Here is an 18,023-nt window from a genome sequence, read left to right as displayed (position 1 = left end):
AGCCTAGCCTTGCCGGGGCATGCCCGCGGCGGTCCCTAGAAGCCGTGGCGCGGCACAGCCCGCTCGTACTGGGGTACCCAGGAAATGTCATGGCCCAATTCGTACGCCGCGCGGAGCCACCAGTGCGGATCTCGCAGGGCGGCCCGCGCCATGAACACGGCATCGGCACGACCATTCGCCACGATGTCCTCAGCCTGGGCCGGGCTGGTCAGGAGGCCGACCGCCCCGGTGGGGACACCGGCGTCGTGCTTGACCCGTTCAGCGAAACCGGCCTGGTAGCCAGGCGCCGCCTGGATCGCTTGGTGGGCCACGGCGCCGCCGCTGGAGACATCCACCAGGTCCACACCCCGCTTTGCTGCTTCCCTCGCGAGCCGAACAGACGCCTCAACGTCGACTCCGCCGTCGGCCCAATCGGAGGCCGAAATGCGCAAAAGCAGCGGCATCGAGTCTGGAATCGCGTTGCGCACGGCATCCACCACGGCGAGCATGAGGCGGTTGCGTCCGGACTCGTCCCCGCCCCAACCGTCCGTGCGCGTGTTGATCAACGGGCTCTGGAACTGGTGCAGCAGGTAACCGTGGGCGCCGTGGATCTCGACGGTGTCGAATCCGGCTGCGACCGCCCGCCCGGCCGCCGAGGCGAAGTCCGCAACGACGGCGAGGATCTCCGCTTCGGACATGGCCGCAGGCGTGGCATATCCGTCAAAGGGTGACGTTGTGGGTCCAACAGTCTGCCACCCGCCGTCGGATTCCGGAACGGAACCGGACTTGCCGGAAAACGGCCAATAGGTGGACGCTTTGCGGCCGGCATGGGCCAGTTGCGTGCCAATCCTGCAGTCCACAGCGCCATGGCGGTGGACAAAATCCACTATGCGTTCCCAGCCGGCGGCCTGCGCGTCCGAATACAGGCCGGCGTCCCGTGGGCTGATCCGTCCGGCAGCGTTAACGGCTGCCGCCTCGGTCATGATCAAGGCGGCACCGCCCGCGGCGAAGGAGCCAAGGTGCATCAAATGCCAGTCAGTGGGAACGCCCTCGCCCGTTTCGGGCAGGCAACTGTACTGGCACATCGGCGACACCCAGCCCCGGTGCGGGATGGTGAGCGAGCGCAGCTTAAGTGGACTGAACAGCGCGGACGGCACTAGAAAAGGACCCTCGCGAGCCCTTGGCGCGCCTTGGCAACACGCTCGTCCGAGGCGCCCACCACCTCGAACAATTCAAGGAGCCGGACCCGGGCGTTCTCCCGCTCGGGGCCAAAGTTGCGCCCGATGAAGGCGATGATGCGGTTGAAGCCATCCTCGATGTGGCCGCCGGAAACATCCAGATCGGCGACCCCAAGCTGGGCGTCCAGATTGTCCGGTTCCTGGGCAGCCAACTGCCTCAGGCTTTCGGCTTCCGGTGCGGAGAGTTTCTCCAGCCGGGCCATCAGTTCCACTTGGGCCAACCCGGCCTTCGCGTCGGCGTCGGCCGGCTGCTCCAGGAGGGCTTGCTTGTACGCCGCCGCGGCCGCGGCGTAGTCACCGGCTTCAATCGCGTCAATCGCCGCCTGGTGCAGCGGGGGCAACGGGGCGGGTTCGGCGTCGTTGGCCTGGGCGGCGTCGCCGATGCTTCCAGTCACGCCATTCGCGGCGGCAACCTGGAGGAGCTCTTCCACGAGGCTGTGGATCTGCGCGTCGTCGGCGGGCCCTTGGAAGAGCGGCACTGGCTGGCCCTTGACCACGGCCACTGCAGTGGGCACGGCCTGGACCTGGAAGGCCTGGGCGAGTTGCGGAAAGGAGTCGACGTCGGCCGCTGCCAGGACGAGCCTGCCGCCGAAACTCTCAACAACACGCTGCGCGGCGTCGAGGACGCCGGGAGACTCTGCTGCGTAGCGGGACCAGAGAAGGAAGAGGACGGGGATCTGCGCGGAGAGCTGGACCAGGTCCTGGAAGTTGCTTTCCGTGGCGTCCACGCGAAGGGACGGGTTGCCGCCTTCCGGCGTTTCGCCACCTGTTGTGCCGGGGGCAGCAGCTGCCGGCGGCGACTGCGGGGGTGCGGGCGGGCGGCGCAACGACGAGAGGTCGACGGCGCCGCGAAGGTTGAGCTGGCTGGCAGCGGCTGGAGTGGGTCGGTATCCGGGCGAACTCATACCGTCCACTCTAGCCGCTGCCCTGCCTGGGCCTTGCCCTATTTGAAGCTGGCGCCGACCAGTCCGCGGGTAGCGGCCACGAGCTTCATGGGGTCCGAGGAACCTGCCGGTGGAATGTAGACAGCCACCGATTCGGCAAAGTTGAGCGACATGCCCGTGGTGGTTTCCTTGCCGCCGGCAAACACTGCCGAGTCGTCCTCAAGGATCAGCTTGTCGCCGGAGGCCTTGGGAGTTCCTTCGAAAGCGAAATCGAGCCGCCCGACCACCAGCGCACCACCGTCGGCCGTATGCAGCACCACCGTCTGGTTGGTCACCGGGGTGTGCGCAAACTTGAAGTTGGCACTGGTGCCGTTCTTGACGGTGTCAGCCTGGTACGTCAGTGCTCCGGCGATGTATGGCGATGACTGGCCGTCGGCGAGCTTGCTGCGGTTCGGCGAGTCCGGCGTGGTCAGCATCTCGCCGAGGATACCCAAGGCTTCGTTGCCGCTGTAGGCCAGGCCGGTCTTGTCGTCCGCGGCCACGGGAGCGGTCCCGTCACGGGGAACCGGGAACGACGGGAAGTTGGTACCCGGCTGGAGCGGGGCGGTGCCCCACAGCTTGTAGTTCTCGCGCGGCGAGAGCTGGACGAGCGTCAGGATCTGCGGGACCACGTTGCCGTCGCCCTGGGTCAAGGCGAAGACCGTGCGGGGCCAGTCACGCTTGGTGCTGATCACACTGCTTTGCAACTTGGTGGCACGCACGGGCATCCGGGCCTCATAGGCGGACACCGCCGTACGGATCTTGTAGTTGGCGGTACGGACCTGGAGTTCCATTTTGTCCACGCGCGGAGCGAGCTTCGCGGCGTCCTTGGCTGCGTCCGCAGCGTCCACGGTGCTGGCTACCTGCTCCAGGACACGCTGCAGCTGGGATTCAAGCAGCACCGGCGTTCCGCCCTTGTCCGAAGATGCGGACGGGCTCGCGTTGCTTGAGTTGGACTCCGGCGCGGGGCTGGCCTGGGCCGCTACGGCGGTTCCGCCAACCAGGGCGGCAACCAAGGCTGCGGCGATGGCGGAAATACGCAACGTTGAGCCCTCGGCACCGGGGGCGCGGCGACCGGCTTCACCGGCGGGCGGCTGCACAGGCAGGGCAGAGGTCTCTTCACCTCCGTGCGGGCCACCGTCACCGCCGTCCTTGCGGCGGTTGCCGAGCGCCTTGGCGACGAACGGCAAGGCCGCGCCAACCAGGATGATGATGATGCCCAGCACGATGAGCGGGATGGCCCACGGGGTGGTTGCGTTGTTGGGGAACGTCATGGAAATCGACGACGGCGCCGGCTTGGTTCCGTCGCTGGCCACCAGGAGCGACCAATCGCCACCGGCCGGCGGGTTCCAGGTGTAGTCGAGTTCGCCGCTGCCGTCTTCGGTATTAACCCAAAGATCGGAGCCAACAGGGCTCGGTGCGGTCGCTTCGCCGTCAGCGGTGGAAACTTCCAGCGACTTTTGGTCCTGGGAAACACCGGTGAGCGTGTTGTGGGCAGTCTTGCCGACCCAGGCATCGACGTCGTCCGGGCGTCCCGTGGCGACGATGAAGTTGCCTTCACCCTGGATCTTGATCTTCACCGGACCCTCGTGGAGGGCGATCAACTTCTGGTCGATCACCGTCAACGGGGCAGCTTTAGTGTCACTGGGAACCGAGGCCGTCACGGTCTCGGAAGGGGCCCAGAAAGTCAGCTGGCCAATGCCGGCCAGCATCGTCAGCAGGCCCAGCAGCACCAGCAAGGCTGCAGTCTTCAAACGCACAGGATCACCTATCATCAGCGGTCGTTGAACTTCAAGGGTAACCGTTTTGTTATCAAAGAGTCAGATCGGCGGCCTGGTCATGACACGCCGGAATCCCCGTCGTGGCGCCGCCAAAGCGCCGAGACAGGGGCCTGATAGTGTGGCGATGATCATGCTATCGGGGCTGGAAACCAGCCGTATTGAACGTTTCACATCCCGGCAATGAAACTACGGGAACTACCAGAAGGCAGCAAAACCGCGTGAAAGACCACTTGGAGCCCCGTACCGACGACGAGTCCGGAACGCCCGCAGTGGACGCCCCGTCCGTAAGCGTTCCGGTGCGCACCGGCCGCCTTGCCGCCGTTGCGCGACGCCTCCGGCAACCCATTCCCGGTGCCAGGACGCGCGTCCGCTTCGAGATGCCCCCTGAGGACGAAGCCGAAGTCACTGTCGAACGCGTTCCCCACGAAGACGACCACGGTTTCGGCGCACCCGGCCCCAGGATGTCGTCTCAGCACCCGCTGTATGTCGGCTTCATGGGCACCGCTGGGGTTGGCATTGCCCTCCTTGTGTTCTACATCGCGAGCAACACCAGCCAACTCCTTTTGTGGATCCTCACCGCGATGTTCATCGCCCTGGGCCTGGACCCGGTGGTGCGGTGGCTCGAATCACGGAAGATCCCCCGCCCTGCGGGAATCCTGATCTCCGTTTCCGTCCTGGTCGCGGCCGTCGCTGGATTCTTCGCCACCCTGATCCCCACCATCGTCAATCAGGTTTCGGATATCGTGCGGCAGGCACCTGACTGGATCCGGGACTTCCTGAATTCCGATTTCTTCAGGACCGTGGACAGTCAGTTTGGCCTGCGGGACAGAATCACGCAGGAGTTGGACAAATTCGGGCAAAACTCCGAGGCCGTCGGAGGCATCTTTGGTGGAGTGGTGGGCTTCGGCTCATCGGTGGCCAACGGGCTGTTCGGCACGCTGATCGTTCTGGTCCTGAGCCTCTACTTCCTCGCGGCCCTGCCCTCGATGAAGAAATGGGCCTACCGGCTGGCTCCCCGGTCCCGCCGGCCACGCGTCGAGGCACTTTCCGAGGCCATTACCGATTCTGTGGGCAACTACGTGATCGGCCAGGCCTGCGTTGCACTCCTGAATGCGGTCTTCGCCTTCATCGTCATGACCATCCTTGGCGTCCCCTTCAGCGTCCTGCTGGCCTTCGTGGTGGCGCTCCTTGCGTTCATCCCACTGGTAGGCGGAATGATCGCGGCCATCGTCGTCATCCTGGTGGCCCTCACCGCGGGCTGGCAGACGGCCCTCATCTACGCCATCGCCTACTTCGCCTACCTGCAGTTCGAGGCGTACTTCATCTCACCGCGCATCATGCAACGGGCCGTTGCCGTACCCGGCGCGGTTGCGGTAATTTCCGTGATCGCCGGCGGCAGCCTTCTGGGTGTGCTCGGCGCGCTGATCGCGATCCCCACGGCGGCGGCCATCATGCTGCTGATCAAGGAAGTCTTCATCATCCGCCAAGACCGGCACTAGCCGACGGCGACCGGACTAGCCGACGGCGACCGACCCCGCCCAAACGCGTGGCAGGCCGTCCACGCCGGCACCGGCTTCCGTGACGTCGTCGACGATTTCGTCCAGGACCCGGGCCGCGTACTTCTCGCCCACCCACAGGTGCTTGGCGCCGTCGACCCCCACCAGCCGGGCCTGCGGTACCAAGCCGAAGCGGGCCGCAGCCTCGGCAGGCTGGAGGTAATCGTCGTGTTCGGGCACCAGGACCGTCAAGGGTTTGCCGGAGGCAGCCCATTCCTTGAGGTGCACATCCGTGGCCCGGTGCAACGGCGGCGAAAGCAGCACCGCGCCCTCCACCTGGGAGGCGACCGGTTCAACAGCCCCGTACATGAGGGCCAGTTCGGTACCAAAGGACCACCCCACCAGCCAACGGTTTGGCAATCCGCGGTCCACGGCGAAACGCACGGCTGCCTCGACGTCGTACCGTTCGCCGACGCCTTCCTCGAACTGCCCTTCGCTGGTCCCGCGGGGCGACTGGGTGCCCCGGGTATTGAACCGCAGCACCGCGACGCCCGCCAGCGCCGGCAGCCGGTAGGAGGCCTTGCGGTAGACGTGTGAATCCATGAATCCGCCGTGCGTTGGCAGGGGGTGGAGCATGATGAGCGTCGCCGTAATGTGGCCGGACTCCGGAAGTGCCAGCTCACCCACCAACAGCTTGCCGTCTTCCGTGGTGAACTCCACGTTCTCGCGACGGGCAGGCAACACGGTGGAGGCCCGGATCTCCGACGGAGCATCCTGGGGCACAAAAACGAGCGTGGCGGGATCGAAAGTCATGCCTTCAAGCCTAAGCGACTCAGCGGTAGCGGTACGTTCGCGATGTCCAGCAGTTGGTGTGCCAGTGGCGGCGTTCGGCCAGGCCGGCCGCCTCGCCGAACAGGTGGCTGTCAGACCACACCACCAGGTGTGCGATTCCGGGCATGATGGCCGTGGAGCATCCCGGGCAAATGTATTGCTTCTCCGCTTTCCGGGCCGTCATGGTGCGGACCATCCAATCCCCATCCGGTGCACTCTCCCGGCGGGCGATGCCGGCGCGGGACCGTTCCAGGTCCAACTCCGGAACGGCCTCGACCCACTTGTTGGAACGCGCGCTGGACGCGTTTCGGCGGGGACGGTTGGAGCGGGGCATGAGTCCATTCTGCCCCAGCCGATGACCTCCACGCGGTAATGTTGGGCGGGTGCGACTCGTCATAGCCCGTTGTTCTGTTGATTATGTTGGCCGCCTCAAGGCCCACCTCCCGCTCGCCACCCGGCTCCTGCTGGTCAAGGCGGACGGCTCGGTGCTGGTGCATTCGGACGGTGGCTCCTACAAGCCCTTGAACTGGATGAGTCCCCCGGCCACCCTGCGCGTCACCTCGCCCGAGGAGACCGAGGTTGAAGAAGGCGTGGTGGAGCAGTGGACGGTGCAGTCCACGAAGACCGACGACCGGCTCATCATCAACATCTACGAGCAACTTCACGACACGTCCCACGAACTCGGCGTCGATCCAGGGCTGATCAAGGACGGCGTGGAGGCCGACCTGCAGCGTCTCCTGGCCGAGCAGATCGAAACCCTGGGGGCGGGCTACTCGCTCATCCGCCGCGAATACTTCACCGCGATTGGCCCCGTGGACATCCTCGCGAGGGACGCCAACGGCGCCACCGTGGCTGTTGAGCTGAAGCGGCGTGGCGACATCGACGGCGTCGAACAGTTGACGCGGTACCTGGAACTGCTCAACCGGGATCCCCTCCTGGCACCTGTACGCGGCATTTTTGCCGCCCAACAGATCAAGCCGCAGGCCAAGGTCCTGGCCAACGACCGCGGGATCGACTGCGTCACGCTCGATTATGACGCCATGCGGGGCGTGGATGACAGCGAGTCCCGGCTCTTCTGATCCCATCGGCGGGGCGTGTGCGGCAGGCCACTAGAATCGGAACCATGACTGCCGCAGACCATTCTGTCCGTTCTTCCGCGCCCAGCCATCAGATCCTCCTGGGGACGCTCGTCAGCGACGGAATGGTGGTGGAAGACGGACTGCTGGCCATTGAGGGGGACCGCATCGCCTATGCCGGCCGGGCATCGGATTTTGCGCCCGAAGACTTTCCGGGTTTCCAGAGTGCCATCCGGCATGGGGTCCCGGCCGGCCATTACCTCCTGCCTGGCCTGGTGGACGTACACTGCCACGGCGGCAACGGCGGCGACTTCCCCGGCGGCGAGGAGTCCTCGGCCCGCCAGGCTGTCGACTTCCTGCACCGCTCCGGCACCACCACCTTCCTGGCCAGCATGGTCACAGCACCCAGGGAAGACCTGCTTCGCGGCATCGAACTGTACGTGAAGCTCGCCGACGAAGGCCTCGTTGCCGGAATCCACTTGGAAGGCCCATTCCTCTCCCACGCCCGGTGCGGCGCACAGAACCCCGACTACTTGCTGGAGCCGGACCTGGACCTCATGGACGAGCTCGTGGCAGCGGCAGCGGGCAAGCTGGCCACCATGACCTATGCGCCCGAGCTTCCGGGCGCCGCAGCCCTGGTGGACTTGATGACGTCGCACGGCGTGACCCCTTCCCTGGGCCACACTGATTGCGACGACGCCACGGCAGCAGCGTCCTTGGCCGCCGCACGCGAAGGACTTGAGTCGGCAGGGTTCGACGGCGTGAGCTCGCTTCCGACCGTGACGCACCTTTTCAACGGGATGCCTCCCATGCACCACCGCGCCCCCGGTCCGGTGGCAGCTTGCTTGCGGACCGCGCAGGCCGGCAAGGCAGTGGTGGAGTTGATCGCCGACGACACCCACCTCGATCCGAGCACGGTGGCCACGGTCTTCCAGCTGGTAGGAGCCGCCAACATCGTGCTGGTCACCGATTCCATGGCAGCGGCCGGGCTCTCCGACGGCAGCTACATGCTGGGCCCCTCCCCGGTAACCGTCAGCAGGGGCGTCGCCACCCTTGATGCCACCGGTTCCATCGCAGGCGGAACCGCAACGCTCCTGGACGTGGTCCGCAAGACCGTTGCGGCCGGCGTCGACCTCCCCGACGCCATCTGCTCGGCAACGGCGGTGCCGGCAGCCGTCCTGGGCCTTTCGGATGAGGTTGGTGGGCTGCGCCGGGGCCTTCGGGCCGACGTGGTAACGGCGGACCAGGAACTCGGTCTGACCGGAGTCATGCGAAATGGTGAATGGCTGTCATAGGCCAAAGGTCCCTGTGTTAATTCTTTGGACGACGTAACCGGCTTTTTACCGAAAATTTTCCCGAATTACCAAAAAGACCGTTGACCTCCGGCACCTCCCATGAAAGTGTTGTACCAGTCTTTGTGTAGGTGGTTTTCATGCTCGCAAGACGAGTTGCGAGCGTGAAGCTCCTGCGAAACCTGCTGGGCCAGCCCGGAAGGAATCCGGATCTTCTCGCGGAGTAACAAAGCCGGTACGCGGTGTATCGGACTGATGTTCCATATTGAGGAGAAATACATGGCACTCGGAACCGTCAAGTGGTTCAACGCTGAAAAGGGCTTCGGCTTCATCACCCCGGACGACTCGGATGGCGACGTCTTCGTTCACTACTCGGAGATTCAGACCGGCGGCTTCAAGACCCTCGATGAGAACCAGCGCGTTCAGTTCGAGATCGGCCAGGGCGCCAAGGGTCCCCAGGCTACCGGCGTCACCGTCGTCTAGTTTGACCCACTGAACCTGCATCGAGCAGATTCACCAACAGCTTGGCCCCGGCATTTCGCCGGGGCCAAGCTGTTTAAGCGGACATTGCGGATGGATATGTCTGATATTTCTGACAAGGCCTGTTACAAACGGTGAAGAAATACGAAAAGACTCCCCGAATGGAGCGTTGACAATTCAACCAACCAAGGTGCGCAACAACCGGGCGGAATGCCGGACTGATAAACCCGGAAGGTAAGCGCGGCTCAAGGCCCTGCCCATTGCAGGAAGGTGCAGGGGGTCTTGGTAATACATGTAGAGCGTCCTGTAGTCGGGTTGGAAGCGCGACTTAAAGGAAGCAAGGGAGCGGAACCCATAAACCGGTTCCAGGGCCTGCCCCACGAGGTCCAGGATCCCTGCCAGGCCCTCTGGACGCTGGTCGGGATCGTCCTTGTCCCTGGCCAGCGGTGAGCCGGATAGCGAGATCACCTCCACGGACTCGCGCAGATGCAGGACGGCGGAGGCTATCAGGAACTCCATCACACCCGGGAAGGCATCGCCACTGCGCCTCATGAAGTCCAAGGTCCAACTGACAACCATCCCGTTTTCGTAGACGGGCAACCAACTGGTAACTCCATAGACCGTTCCGTCCTGGTCGGTGGCAACGCAGCACAGGACATCCGGGTCCTCAAGTTCATCCATGCCGCCCAAGGTGAAACCCATTTCCGGGACTCGTTTCTGGGCAGCCCACTCTTCGGAAACTTCACCCACCTTGGCCCGCAAAGCGTGGGGCAGGTCAGGAAAGGCGCCCCACACTGCGGTGATTCCCATCTTGCTTGCCCTGTTGAGCGCGGTCCGGACGTTCTGCCACTCCTTGCCCCGGAATTCCAGGCCACGAATCCGCAACCGGGTTTCCTGCGCGACGGCTACCCTTCGGAAGCCCCTGGCTTGCAGCTCCGGCCACAACTCATCAGTGCACGAGTACAGGCACGGGATCAGGGCGTTCTGCGAGCAATGATTCAGGAAACCCAACGCGGTGGCCCGATGTTCTTCGCTTGGACCAATTGGGCCTGCCAACGTCAGCGCCACGTGTCCATGCTGCTGGTAGGCCACTCCCCCGGTGCCTTGTGGCGTGAACCAGTACTTGTTCGGTTCCCACAACGCCATCCAGGACAACGAGTCGCCGCCGGCCTTCACCAGCGAACAGGCATGTTCCCGCGATTGATGGTCGAGGCCACCGGCATGGTGCCCGCGGATGAGCAACACCCAGACGCCGATCAGTGCCACCAGCCAAAACGCGGTGCCGGAGTAGGAGAAGAGGAACACTTCCAGGGCGTCACGTTCGGCGAATACCTTGCGGTAGACACCGGGCAAGGGAACCGGCAGGTATTGGCGGGCGAGTTCAGTACCCAAACCCAACAAGCCGCCGTCGCGCGCCATGCCGCCGGACGCCAGCCACACAATCGTGTACGCCAGAGCCAGCGCCACACCACTGAGACCAACAAACCAGAAGACCCTCCGGCGCATCCGGGTTGAGGACTCCACCCGGAAATGCCCGCGGTAAGCGAAAAGGAGGATCGCCAGGATCAAGGGAACCAAAACCAGCGGGATCAGGTGCGCGACCGCCGAATTCATCATGCCAACCCTCGGGCGGCCCGGCAGCTGCGGCATTCCGGCGAACAGTCCCAGGTAAAGAGTGGACAAGGCCACCACTACAACTTGGACGCCGATCGCGATTCCCAGTGCCAGGCGGCGTCCACGGCGCATCCCATCGACGCAGATGAGCAACAGCACCACGGGAACCACAGCAAGGGCCAGGCCGAAGGGCCCCGTGTAGCCTTGGCGCCCCAGTTCCAGGCACGCCACATCGATGGTGCCCCCGCAATTGCCCTCCAATTGGCTCAGGGTAGGCAGGGGGTTGAGGATCACGTCGCGCAGCAAGGCAAGGGGCCCGGACGGGCTTTTGGCTACAGCGGTCAGGATGGGACCCACGGCAAAAATGGCCATGGTCAGCGACAAGAGGTTCCGCACCTCGCGACCTGTGGACCTGTGCAGGTGGAGGTGGCCGTCGTTGCTTTGCATCCACCAGGCTGCGGCCAGCCCGATCAACGCTCCCAGCAGGCCCATGAGTGTTTCCGGGTGTCCCACGAAAAGTACCAGGAGCAGGGTCATGGACAACGCGACCGTCCGGAACCGCCGCTGCCAGAGCGTCGGAAGCTTGGCGCTGGCGGCCAGGGCGGTGGCCAACAGGGCTCCATACGGACCAATGAGCCGGGTGTCCACCATGCGGGAGATCCAACCGTCGTCCGCATACTTCGCTATTTGGGTCACCAACAGGAAGGCGGTAACACAGGCGAACTGGGAGGCCAGGAACACCAATGCTGTTTTCAGGAATCCGAAATGCCGCTCGGCCAGCCCCAGGAGGAAGAGGATCATCAGCACCACAACGATGAAGGCAGGCACGTTGGTGGTGAAGAAGAGCGACGTCCAGATGGACCACCATTCGCCGGCACGCAGTCCGCCCAGGGTCACACCCGCCGCCGGCAGCCACGATTCGGGAGGACCGGCAACGATGCTGCCGGAAACGATGGAAACAAGGACGAACACCGCGAGTACAGCGAGAGTAAGGGGTGTGGCCCGCAAGTGCCGGCCCGCCTGCCGCATGGCCGGTTGAATGAAGCCCTTCAGCGCAAGGCTCACTTGGCGAAGCCCCATCTGGCCGACAGGAAGCGCAAAGCACCCGGCATGCCACGAACCACGGTGTCCCAGGAGTGCCCGGAGTGGCCGATGACATGGTCCTCAACCGAGAACCCCGCGGACCGGGCAGCATCTGCCAGGGTGTGCATGTAACCGATGAACTCATTGTCCGTGGCTCCGGCCGTCAAGTACATGCCGCTGCCCGGATACTGCCGTTGGCCCATAAGGACCAACGGAGTCCTCGACTCGAAAGCCGCCACGTCGCCGTCGAACGAATCCGCAATGGTCTTGTTCCGGTCCTTGGCCAGGGCCGGCTCCTGCTCAGCCGAAAAACCCACCACGGACGGAAAGAGCTCGGGGTGGGCGGTACCCATCTGGACGGCGCAGGTACCGCCAAAAGAGAACCCTCCAACAGCCCATTGATGGTGATCGGTGGAGACAGCCAGCGTCTGGCTGATCCAGTTGGGGACGTCCTGGGAAAGGTAGGTATCAGCAGGGGCTATGCGGCTGTCCATGCACATGGTGTTCGCATTGGCCGATCCGTTCGGATCCACCACCACCGTAACGGGTGCAAGGCCGCCATGGGCTTCGGCGAATTTGTCCAGTTGTGACCGGAGCTGCCCGCCCGTGAGCCAATCGGCGGGTCCCCCGGGTTGGCCGGAAAACAGGATCAACACGGGAAGGCTGGGCCGGTTGGCGGTCAGATAGGCAGGCGGGAGATAGATGTACGCTTCGCGCGCCGTGAAACCTGACACCGTGCCGGGAATGTCCGCCCTTCGCAGCGCGCCTCCGCGCGGCATGGTGTCGGGTGCCTTCCAGGCTGACGGCAACGGACCGGGTTTGCTGTCCGGAACACGCTGCAGCCCTGCTTCCAAAGGCTGGATGCGGGCAACGGCCGTACCAAGGAGGTCAGCCACGGTGTTGTTGAGCCCGAAATAGGAATTCACTTGGACCATGCTCAGGAGAACGACGCCGAGCATGGCAACGACGCTCGTGGAACGGTCCTTCCAGGTGGCGCGGGGGAACCTCGCAACACAGAGAAGAAGTGCAGCTACCGCTGCAGTGGACCACACCAACGTCTCAAAGGGCAGGTTCTCGGAGAACGTGGCCAGCACGTCGATGAGGACCCAGTGGGTGAGGGCGACCATGCCGGCGGCCAAAGCGAGGGAGGCAACGATGACGAACGGCCAGGTTCTGCGTCGCCGCCACAACAACCAGGCTGCGCCGGCTACGCCACAGGCAAGGGCGAACCAGAAGAAAGGCCCATCCACCAGGCTGACGTCGGACAGGAAATCCATCGCGCCTAGCGCCAGGTTCCAACGCCGATGACCGGCCCGGCCTCCAGCCACGATGACAGGCCGGCGTAGGCCTCGAACTTCATGGCAAGCATGAATTTCCGGCCCTCATATTGAAGCTCGACCACCACGACGCCAGGCTGAACCCTGACGAGCTCGTCCTCGGTGGGTTTACGCCGTCCCAGGAGTTCCAGGGAGCTGCGTTTGAAACGGTACTTGGGTATCACGCTCAGGGACATTAAGCGGAACCACTCAAGTTCATTGTCCTGATAACGACAAACCCCCATCTGCCAGCTGTTTCCAGCCATGCAAATGGAGGCGTCGACCGTGCCCAGGGCGCGCCGCAGGTTGAAGCGGCGCACCCCAAACAGGCACAGTGTAAAAATCAGCAACGCGAACGCCGTTGCCAGGGCGATGAACGGAATAAGGGAATCGTCCATCAAGGTCGTGCTATCGGATCCCCGCTGTAGCCGCTTCGCCCAGCTGGGCGTTGTCAGCAACAATGACCACGCGGTCGTTGTCGACGGAGAAGAATCCGCCGTCCACCACTACCGCAATGCGGTCACCGGAAACCGGCTGGATTGCCAGCTCGCCCTCGGCCAGGATGGCCAGGAGGGGCGAGTGGCCCGGCAGGATTCCGATTTCACCATCGCTGGTGCGGGCCTTCACCATCTTGGCCGCACCGGACCACACGAAGTGGTCCGCTGCGACAATCTCAACCTCAAGCTCAGCCATATTACTTGGTCTGTTCCTGGATCTTGGCCCAGTTGCGCTCGACGTCATCCAGGCCACCGACGTTGAAGAACGCCTGCTCTGCGATGTGGTCCAGCTCGCCGTCGCAGATGGCGGTGAAGCCTTCAACCGTGTCCTTGATGGAGACGGTGGAGCCCTCGACGCCGGTGAACTGCTTGGCGGTGTAGGTGTTCTGGGACAGGAACTGCTGGATACGACGTGCACGCGACACGACGATCTTGTCTTCTTCGGACAGTTCGTCAACACCGAGGATGGCGATGATGTCCTGGAGTTCCTTGTTCTTCTGCAGGATCTGCTTCACGCGGACTGCCGTGTTGTAGTGGTCCTTGCCGATGTACTGGGGGTCCAGAATACGGGAAGTCGAGGTCAGCGGGTCAACGGCCGGGTACAGACCACGGGAGGCGATTTCACGGGAGAGTTCCGTGGTCGCGTCGAGGTGTGCGAAGGTCGTGGCCGGAGCCGGGTCGGTGTAGTCGTCAGCGGGCACGTAGATTGCCTGCATCGACGTGATCGAGTGACCCTTCGTGGACGTGATGCGCTCCTGGAGGAGGCCCATCTCGTCAGCGAGGTTCGGCTGGTAACCCACGGCAGACGGCATACGGCCGAGCAGCGTGGAAACTTCGGAACCCGCCTGGGTGAAGCGGAAGATGTTGTCGATGAAGAGCAGCACGTCCTGGTTCTGCACATCGCGGAAGTACTCCGCCATGGTCAGTGCGGACAGTGCAACGCGCAGACGCGTTCCCGGCGGCTCGTCCATCTGGCCGAACACAAGGGCGGTGTCCTTCAGAACGCCGGCCTCTTCCATTTCAACCCAGAGGTCGTTGCCTTCACGCGTACGCTCGCCAACGCCGGCGAATACCGAGGTACCACCGAAGTTACGGGCAACACGGGTGATCATTTCCTGGATCAGAACGGTCTTGCCAACACCGGCGCCACCGAACAGGCCGATCTTTCCACCCTTGATGTAAGGGGTGAGGAGGTCGATGACCTTGATACCGGTCTCGAGCATCTCCGTGGAGCCCTCGAGGGAAGCGAAGGACGGAGCCTTGCGGTGGATCGGCCAGTAGGCGTCCGCCTTGATCTCGGACTCGTCGACGTCCAGCGGCTTGCCGAGGACGTTGAAGATGTGGCCCTTGACGCCGTCGCCGACGGGCACGGAGATCGGAGCGCCGGAGTCCTGCACGGTGGTGCCGCGGACAAGGCCGTCGGTAGCCTGCAGGGAGATGGCGCGAACGAGGTTGTCACCCAGGTGCTGGGAGGTCTCGAACGTGATGGTCTTGGTCTGGCCGTTGAGGGTAATCTCGGTGGTCAGTGCGTTGTAGATCTCGGGGATTGCGTCAGCCGGGAATTCGACGTCGACAACCGGACCAATAACACGGGCAATGCGACCGGTGGCACCGGCCGTTGCAACGTGTTCGGTAGCAGTGGCAGTCATCTCTCTCACTTCACTCAGTAGATGGCGTGGGGTTAAGTTTATCTGTTTGGTGCAGGTGCGGCTTCGAGCCGGATCAGTACCGGCTAGGACGCGAGGGCGTCGGCGCCGGCCACGATCTCGGAAAGCTCCTGCGTAATCTCGGCCTGGCGGGCCGTGTTGCGAAGGCGCGTGTACTTCTTGATGAGTTCCGTTGCGTTGTCACCGGCCGACTTCATGGCCCGCTGGCGGGCGGCAAGCTCGGAAGCTGCTGCCTGCAGCATGGCTGCGAAGATGCGGGATTCGATGTAACGCGGGAGCAGGGCGTCGAGGACCTGCTCCGTTTCCGGCTCAAACTCGTACAGCGGCAACAGCTCGGACTCCGAGGCTGCTTCCTCTTCGACGACCTCCAGCGGGAGCAAACGGATGACCGTCGGCTCCTGCGTCACCATCGACTTGAAGCGGGTGTAAACGACGTGGATCTCGTCCACGCCACCCTCCGCATAGTCGATGGCGAAGTCTTCGAGGAGTGCAGCACCGATTTCCTGGGCCGTTCCGAATTCCGGAGCGTCCGTGCCGCCCGTCCAAACGCGGGAGTATTCACGGTTGCGGAATTCGAAGTATGCCTGTGCCTTGCGGCCGACCAGGTACGACTTGACTTCCTTGCCTTCTGCGTGAAGAAGCTCGGTGAGGCCTTCGGCCTGCTTGAGCACGCTTGCGGAGTACGATCCTGCAAGGCCACGGTCCGAGGTGAGAACCAGGACGGCGGCCCGGCGGATCTGCTCCGGCTCGGTGGTCAGCGGGTGGTCGATTTCGCTCTGGGTCGCGACAGCAGAAACGGCACGGGTAATGGCGTTCGCGTAAGGCAGTGAAGCAGCTACGCGGGCGCGGGCCTTACCGATGCGCGAGGTAGCGATCAGTTCCATCGCCTTGAAGATCTTGCGCATCGACGTCGTCGAGCTGATCTTCTGACGGTAGACCCGAATCTGGGCTCCCATACTTATCCTTTCCTAAGTTCCCGACGTACCGCCCTGCCGGGGCCCTTGCGGACCCCGGCAGGGCAGGTCATCGAAACTAGCGCTTCTGCTTGACGATCTTTTCCTGGTCGACGTCGCCGCCCGAGATCGCTTCGTGCTCTTCGTGTCCGGCGCCAACCAGTCGGTTGTCACCCTCTCCGAAGAAGCCCTTCTTGAAGGAAACGATTGCTTCCTTCAGCGCTGCGGCGGTGTCGTCATCCAGGACGTTGGTCTGGGCCAGCGTGGTCAGGATGGAGGACTGGTGCTTCAGGTGCTCCAGGAACTCGGACTCGAAACGGCTGATGTCCTCAACCGGAACGTCGTCCAGGTAGCCGTTGGTGCCTGCCCAGATGGACACAACCTGGTTCTCGACCGGGAACGGCGAGTACTGGCCCTGCTTGAGGAGTTCCATGAGGCGTGCACCACGGGTCAGCTGCTGACGGGAAGCAGCGTCCAGGTCCGAGGCGAACATGGCGAATGCCTGCATGTCGCGGTACTGGGCCAGGTCCAGCTTCAAGGTACCGGAGACCTTCTTCATGGACTTGACCTGTGCGGCGCCACCAACGCGGGAGACGGACACACCAACGTCAACAGCAGGACGCTGGTTGGCGTTGAAGAGGTCCGACTGGAGGAAGATCTGGCCATCGGTAATGGAGATCACGTTGGTCGGGATGTAGGCGGAAACGTCGTTTGCCTTCGTCTCAACGATCGGCAGACCGGTCATGGAACCGGCACCGAGCTCGTCGGACAGCTTTGCACAACGCTCCAGGAGGCGGGAGTGCAAGTAGAAGACGTCACCCGGGTAGGCTTCACGTCCCGGCGGACGACGCAGCAGCAGGGACACGGCGCGGTACGCTTCGGCCTGCTTGGACAGGTCATCGAAGATCACCAGGACGTGCTTGCCGCCGTACATCCAATGCTGGCCAATGGCAGAACCGGCGTAGGGTGCGAGGTACTTGAAGCCGGCGGGGTCCGATGCCGGGGAAGCCACGATCGTGGTGTACTCCAGTGCACCGTGGTCCTCAAGCGTCTGGCGGACGGCTGCGATGGTGGAAGCCTTCTGGCCCACACCAACGTAAACGCAGCGGACCTGCTTGTTGACATCGCCCGAAGCCCAGTTGGCCTTCTGGTTGATGATGGTGTCAACGGCGATAGCGGTCTTGCCGGTCTGGCGGTCACCAATGATCAGCTGACGCTGGCCACGGCCGATCGGGATCATGGCGTCGATTGCCTTGAGGCCGGTCTGCATCGGCTCGTGGACCGACTTGCGCTCGGTTACGCCGGGAGCCTGCAGCTCCAGGGCGCGGGTGGCCTCGGCCTTGATCTCACCGAGGTCGTCGATGGGCTGGCCCAGGGGGTCAACCACGCGGCCCAGGAAGGCATCGCCAACGGGCACGGACAGGATCTCACCGGTGCGGTGAACTTCCTGGCCTTCTTCGATTCCGGTGAAGTCACCGAGGATAATGACACCGATTTCGCGGACGTCAAGGTTCTGGGCGAGGCCCAGCGTGCCATCTTCGAAGCGAAGCAGCTCGTTCGCCATGACCGAGGGAAGACCCTCAACACGGGCGATGCCGTCACTTGCGGCGGTCACGCGACCAACCTCTACGCGCTCTGCGTTACCGGGTTCGTAGGACGCCGCGAACTCGTTCAACGCATTACGGACGTCGTCGGCGTTGATGGTCAATTCGGCCATCTGCAGTCCCTGCTCTCCTGTTTTCGTGATCATCGTTGCTCACGATGACCGGGTTTATATCAGTTAGTTGTGCTTTGTCT

General features: G+C 63.7%; 16 protein-coding genes. 4 read left to right on the top strand and 12 right to left on the bottom strand.

Annotated elements, in window-relative coordinates:
- Positions 1–35 precede the first annotated feature (35 nt).
- From ACFVSJ_RS08550 to ACFVSJ_RS08540, 3 genes are read right to left on the bottom strand one after another with little or no spacing between them, the layout of a single operon-like run.
- A complete protein-coding gene (locus tag ACFVSJ_RS08550; RefSeq protein WP_387435888.1) occupies positions 36–1,136 on the bottom strand; it encodes an NADH:flavin oxidoreductase/NADH oxidase in 1,101 nt (366 codons plus the stop codon).
- The gene (locus ACFVSJ_RS08545) at positions 1,136–2,122 is read right to left on the bottom strand and encodes a co-chaperone YbbN (protein WP_387435886.1); all 987 of its coding nucleotides are present in this window, start codon (positions 2,120–2,122) and stop codon (positions 1,136–1,138) included. Before ACFVSJ_RS08545 ends, ACFVSJ_RS08550 begins: the two co-directional genes overlap by 1 nt.
- 38 nt (positions 2,123–2,160) lie before the next feature.
- On the bottom strand, positions 2,161–3,915 hold the full coding sequence (locus tag ACFVSJ_RS08540; protein WP_387435884.1) for a hypothetical protein: 1,755 nt from the start codon (positions 3,913–3,915) through the stop codon (positions 2,161–2,163).
- A gap of 224 nt (positions 3,916–4,139) precedes the next feature.
- On the opposite strand from ACFVSJ_RS08540, the gene ACFVSJ_RS08535 reads away from it, so the two are divergent.
- Positions 4,140–5,420: an AI-2E family transporter gene (locus tag ACFVSJ_RS08535; RefSeq protein WP_387435882.1), complete on the top strand. Its 1,281-nt coding sequence runs from the start codon at positions 4,140–4,142 to the stop codon at positions 5,418–5,420.
- 15 nt (positions 5,421–5,435) lie between these two features.
- On the opposite strand, the gene ACFVSJ_RS08530 is transcribed toward ACFVSJ_RS08535, so the two are convergent.
- Both ACFVSJ_RS08530 and ACFVSJ_RS08525 read right to left on the bottom strand, forming a co-directional pair.
- Complete coding sequence (locus tag ACFVSJ_RS08530; RefSeq protein WP_387435881.1) at positions 5,436–6,230, bottom strand: alpha/beta hydrolase; 795 nt, start codon at positions 6,228–6,230, stop codon at positions 5,436–5,438.
- 19 nt (positions 6,231–6,249) lie between these two features.
- Positions 6,250–6,582 (bottom strand): ATP/GTP-binding protein, encoded by a 333-nt coding sequence (locus ACFVSJ_RS08525; RefSeq protein ID WP_387435879.1) that lies wholly within the window; start codon positions 6,580–6,582, stop codon positions 6,250–6,252.
- Positions 6,583–6,631: 49 nt separating this feature from the next.
- On the opposite strand from ACFVSJ_RS08525, the gene nucS reads away from it, so the two are divergent.
- The 3 genes from nucS (at position 6,632) to ACFVSJ_RS08510 (ending at position 9,099) form a co-directional block, all read left to right on the top strand.
- Complete coding sequence (gene nucS, locus ACFVSJ_RS08520) at positions 6,632–7,327, top strand: endonuclease NucS (RefSeq protein WP_387435878.1); 696 nt, start codon at positions 6,632–6,634, stop codon at positions 7,325–7,327.
- A 44-nt stretch (positions 7,328–7,371) separates the two neighbouring features.
- Entirely contained in the window at positions 7,372–8,619 is a 1,248-nt protein-coding gene (locus tag ACFVSJ_RS08515) for an N-acetylglucosamine-6-phosphate deacetylase (RefSeq protein WP_387435877.1), read from the top strand.
- 276 nt (positions 8,620–8,895) lie between these two features.
- Positions 8,896–9,099, top strand: coding sequence for a cold-shock protein (locus ACFVSJ_RS08510; RefSeq protein ID WP_018776337.1), 204 nt, complete (start codon positions 8,896–8,898; stop codon positions 9,097–9,099).
- Positions 9,100–9,273: 174 nt separating this feature from the next.
- Here the strand turns inward: ACFVSJ_RS08510 and ACFVSJ_RS08505 are convergent, their stop codons facing one another.
- From ACFVSJ_RS08505 to atpA, 7 genes are all read right to left on the bottom strand, one after another.
- Positions 9,274–11,790: a phosphatidylglycerol lysyltransferase domain-containing protein gene (locus ACFVSJ_RS08505; RefSeq protein ID WP_387435875.1), complete on the bottom strand. Its 2,517-nt coding sequence runs from the start codon at positions 11,788–11,790 to the stop codon at positions 9,274–9,276.
- Positions 11,772–13,070: an alpha/beta hydrolase-fold protein gene (locus ACFVSJ_RS08500; protein WP_387435873.1), complete on the bottom strand. Its 1,299-nt coding sequence runs from the start codon at positions 13,068–13,070 to the stop codon at positions 11,772–11,774. The genes ACFVSJ_RS08505 and ACFVSJ_RS08500 overlap by 19 nt, the downstream gene beginning before the upstream one ends.
- A gap of 5 nt (positions 13,071–13,075) precedes the next feature.
- Positions 13,076–13,507: a DUF2550 domain-containing protein gene (locus ACFVSJ_RS08495; protein ID WP_387435871.1), complete on the bottom strand. Its 432-nt coding sequence runs from the start codon at positions 13,505–13,507 to the stop codon at positions 13,076–13,078.
- A 10-nt stretch (positions 13,508–13,517) separates the two neighbouring features.
- A complete protein-coding gene (locus tag ACFVSJ_RS08490; RefSeq protein WP_216923952.1) occupies positions 13,518–13,802 on the bottom strand; it encodes a F0F1 ATP synthase subunit epsilon in 285 nt (94 codons plus the stop codon).
- Position 13,803: 1 nt separating this feature from the next.
- Positions 13,804–15,255, bottom strand: coding sequence for a F0F1 ATP synthase subunit beta (gene atpD / locus ACFVSJ_RS08485; protein ID WP_387435869.1), 1,452 nt, complete (start codon positions 15,253–15,255; stop codon positions 13,804–13,806).
- Between the two features lie 83 nt (positions 15,256–15,338).
- Complete coding sequence (locus tag ACFVSJ_RS08480) at positions 15,339–16,229, bottom strand: F0F1 ATP synthase subunit gamma (protein WP_387435868.1); 891 nt, start codon at positions 16,227–16,229, stop codon at positions 15,339–15,341.
- A 76-nt stretch (positions 16,230–16,305) separates the two neighbouring features.
- Positions 16,306–17,943, bottom strand: coding sequence for a F0F1 ATP synthase subunit alpha (gene atpA / locus ACFVSJ_RS08475; RefSeq protein ID WP_387436159.1), 1,638 nt, complete (start codon positions 17,941–17,943; stop codon positions 16,306–16,308).
- Between the last annotated feature and the right edge of the window lie 80 nt (positions 17,944–18,023).

Source organism: Paenarthrobacter sp. NPDC058040, from assembly GCF_042885775.1.
GTDB lineage: Bacteria > Actinomycetota > Actinomycetes > Actinomycetales > Micrococcaceae > Arthrobacter.
Note: the sequence above shows the minus strand (reverse complement) of the source record. Positions and strands in the feature narration are given on the sequence as shown.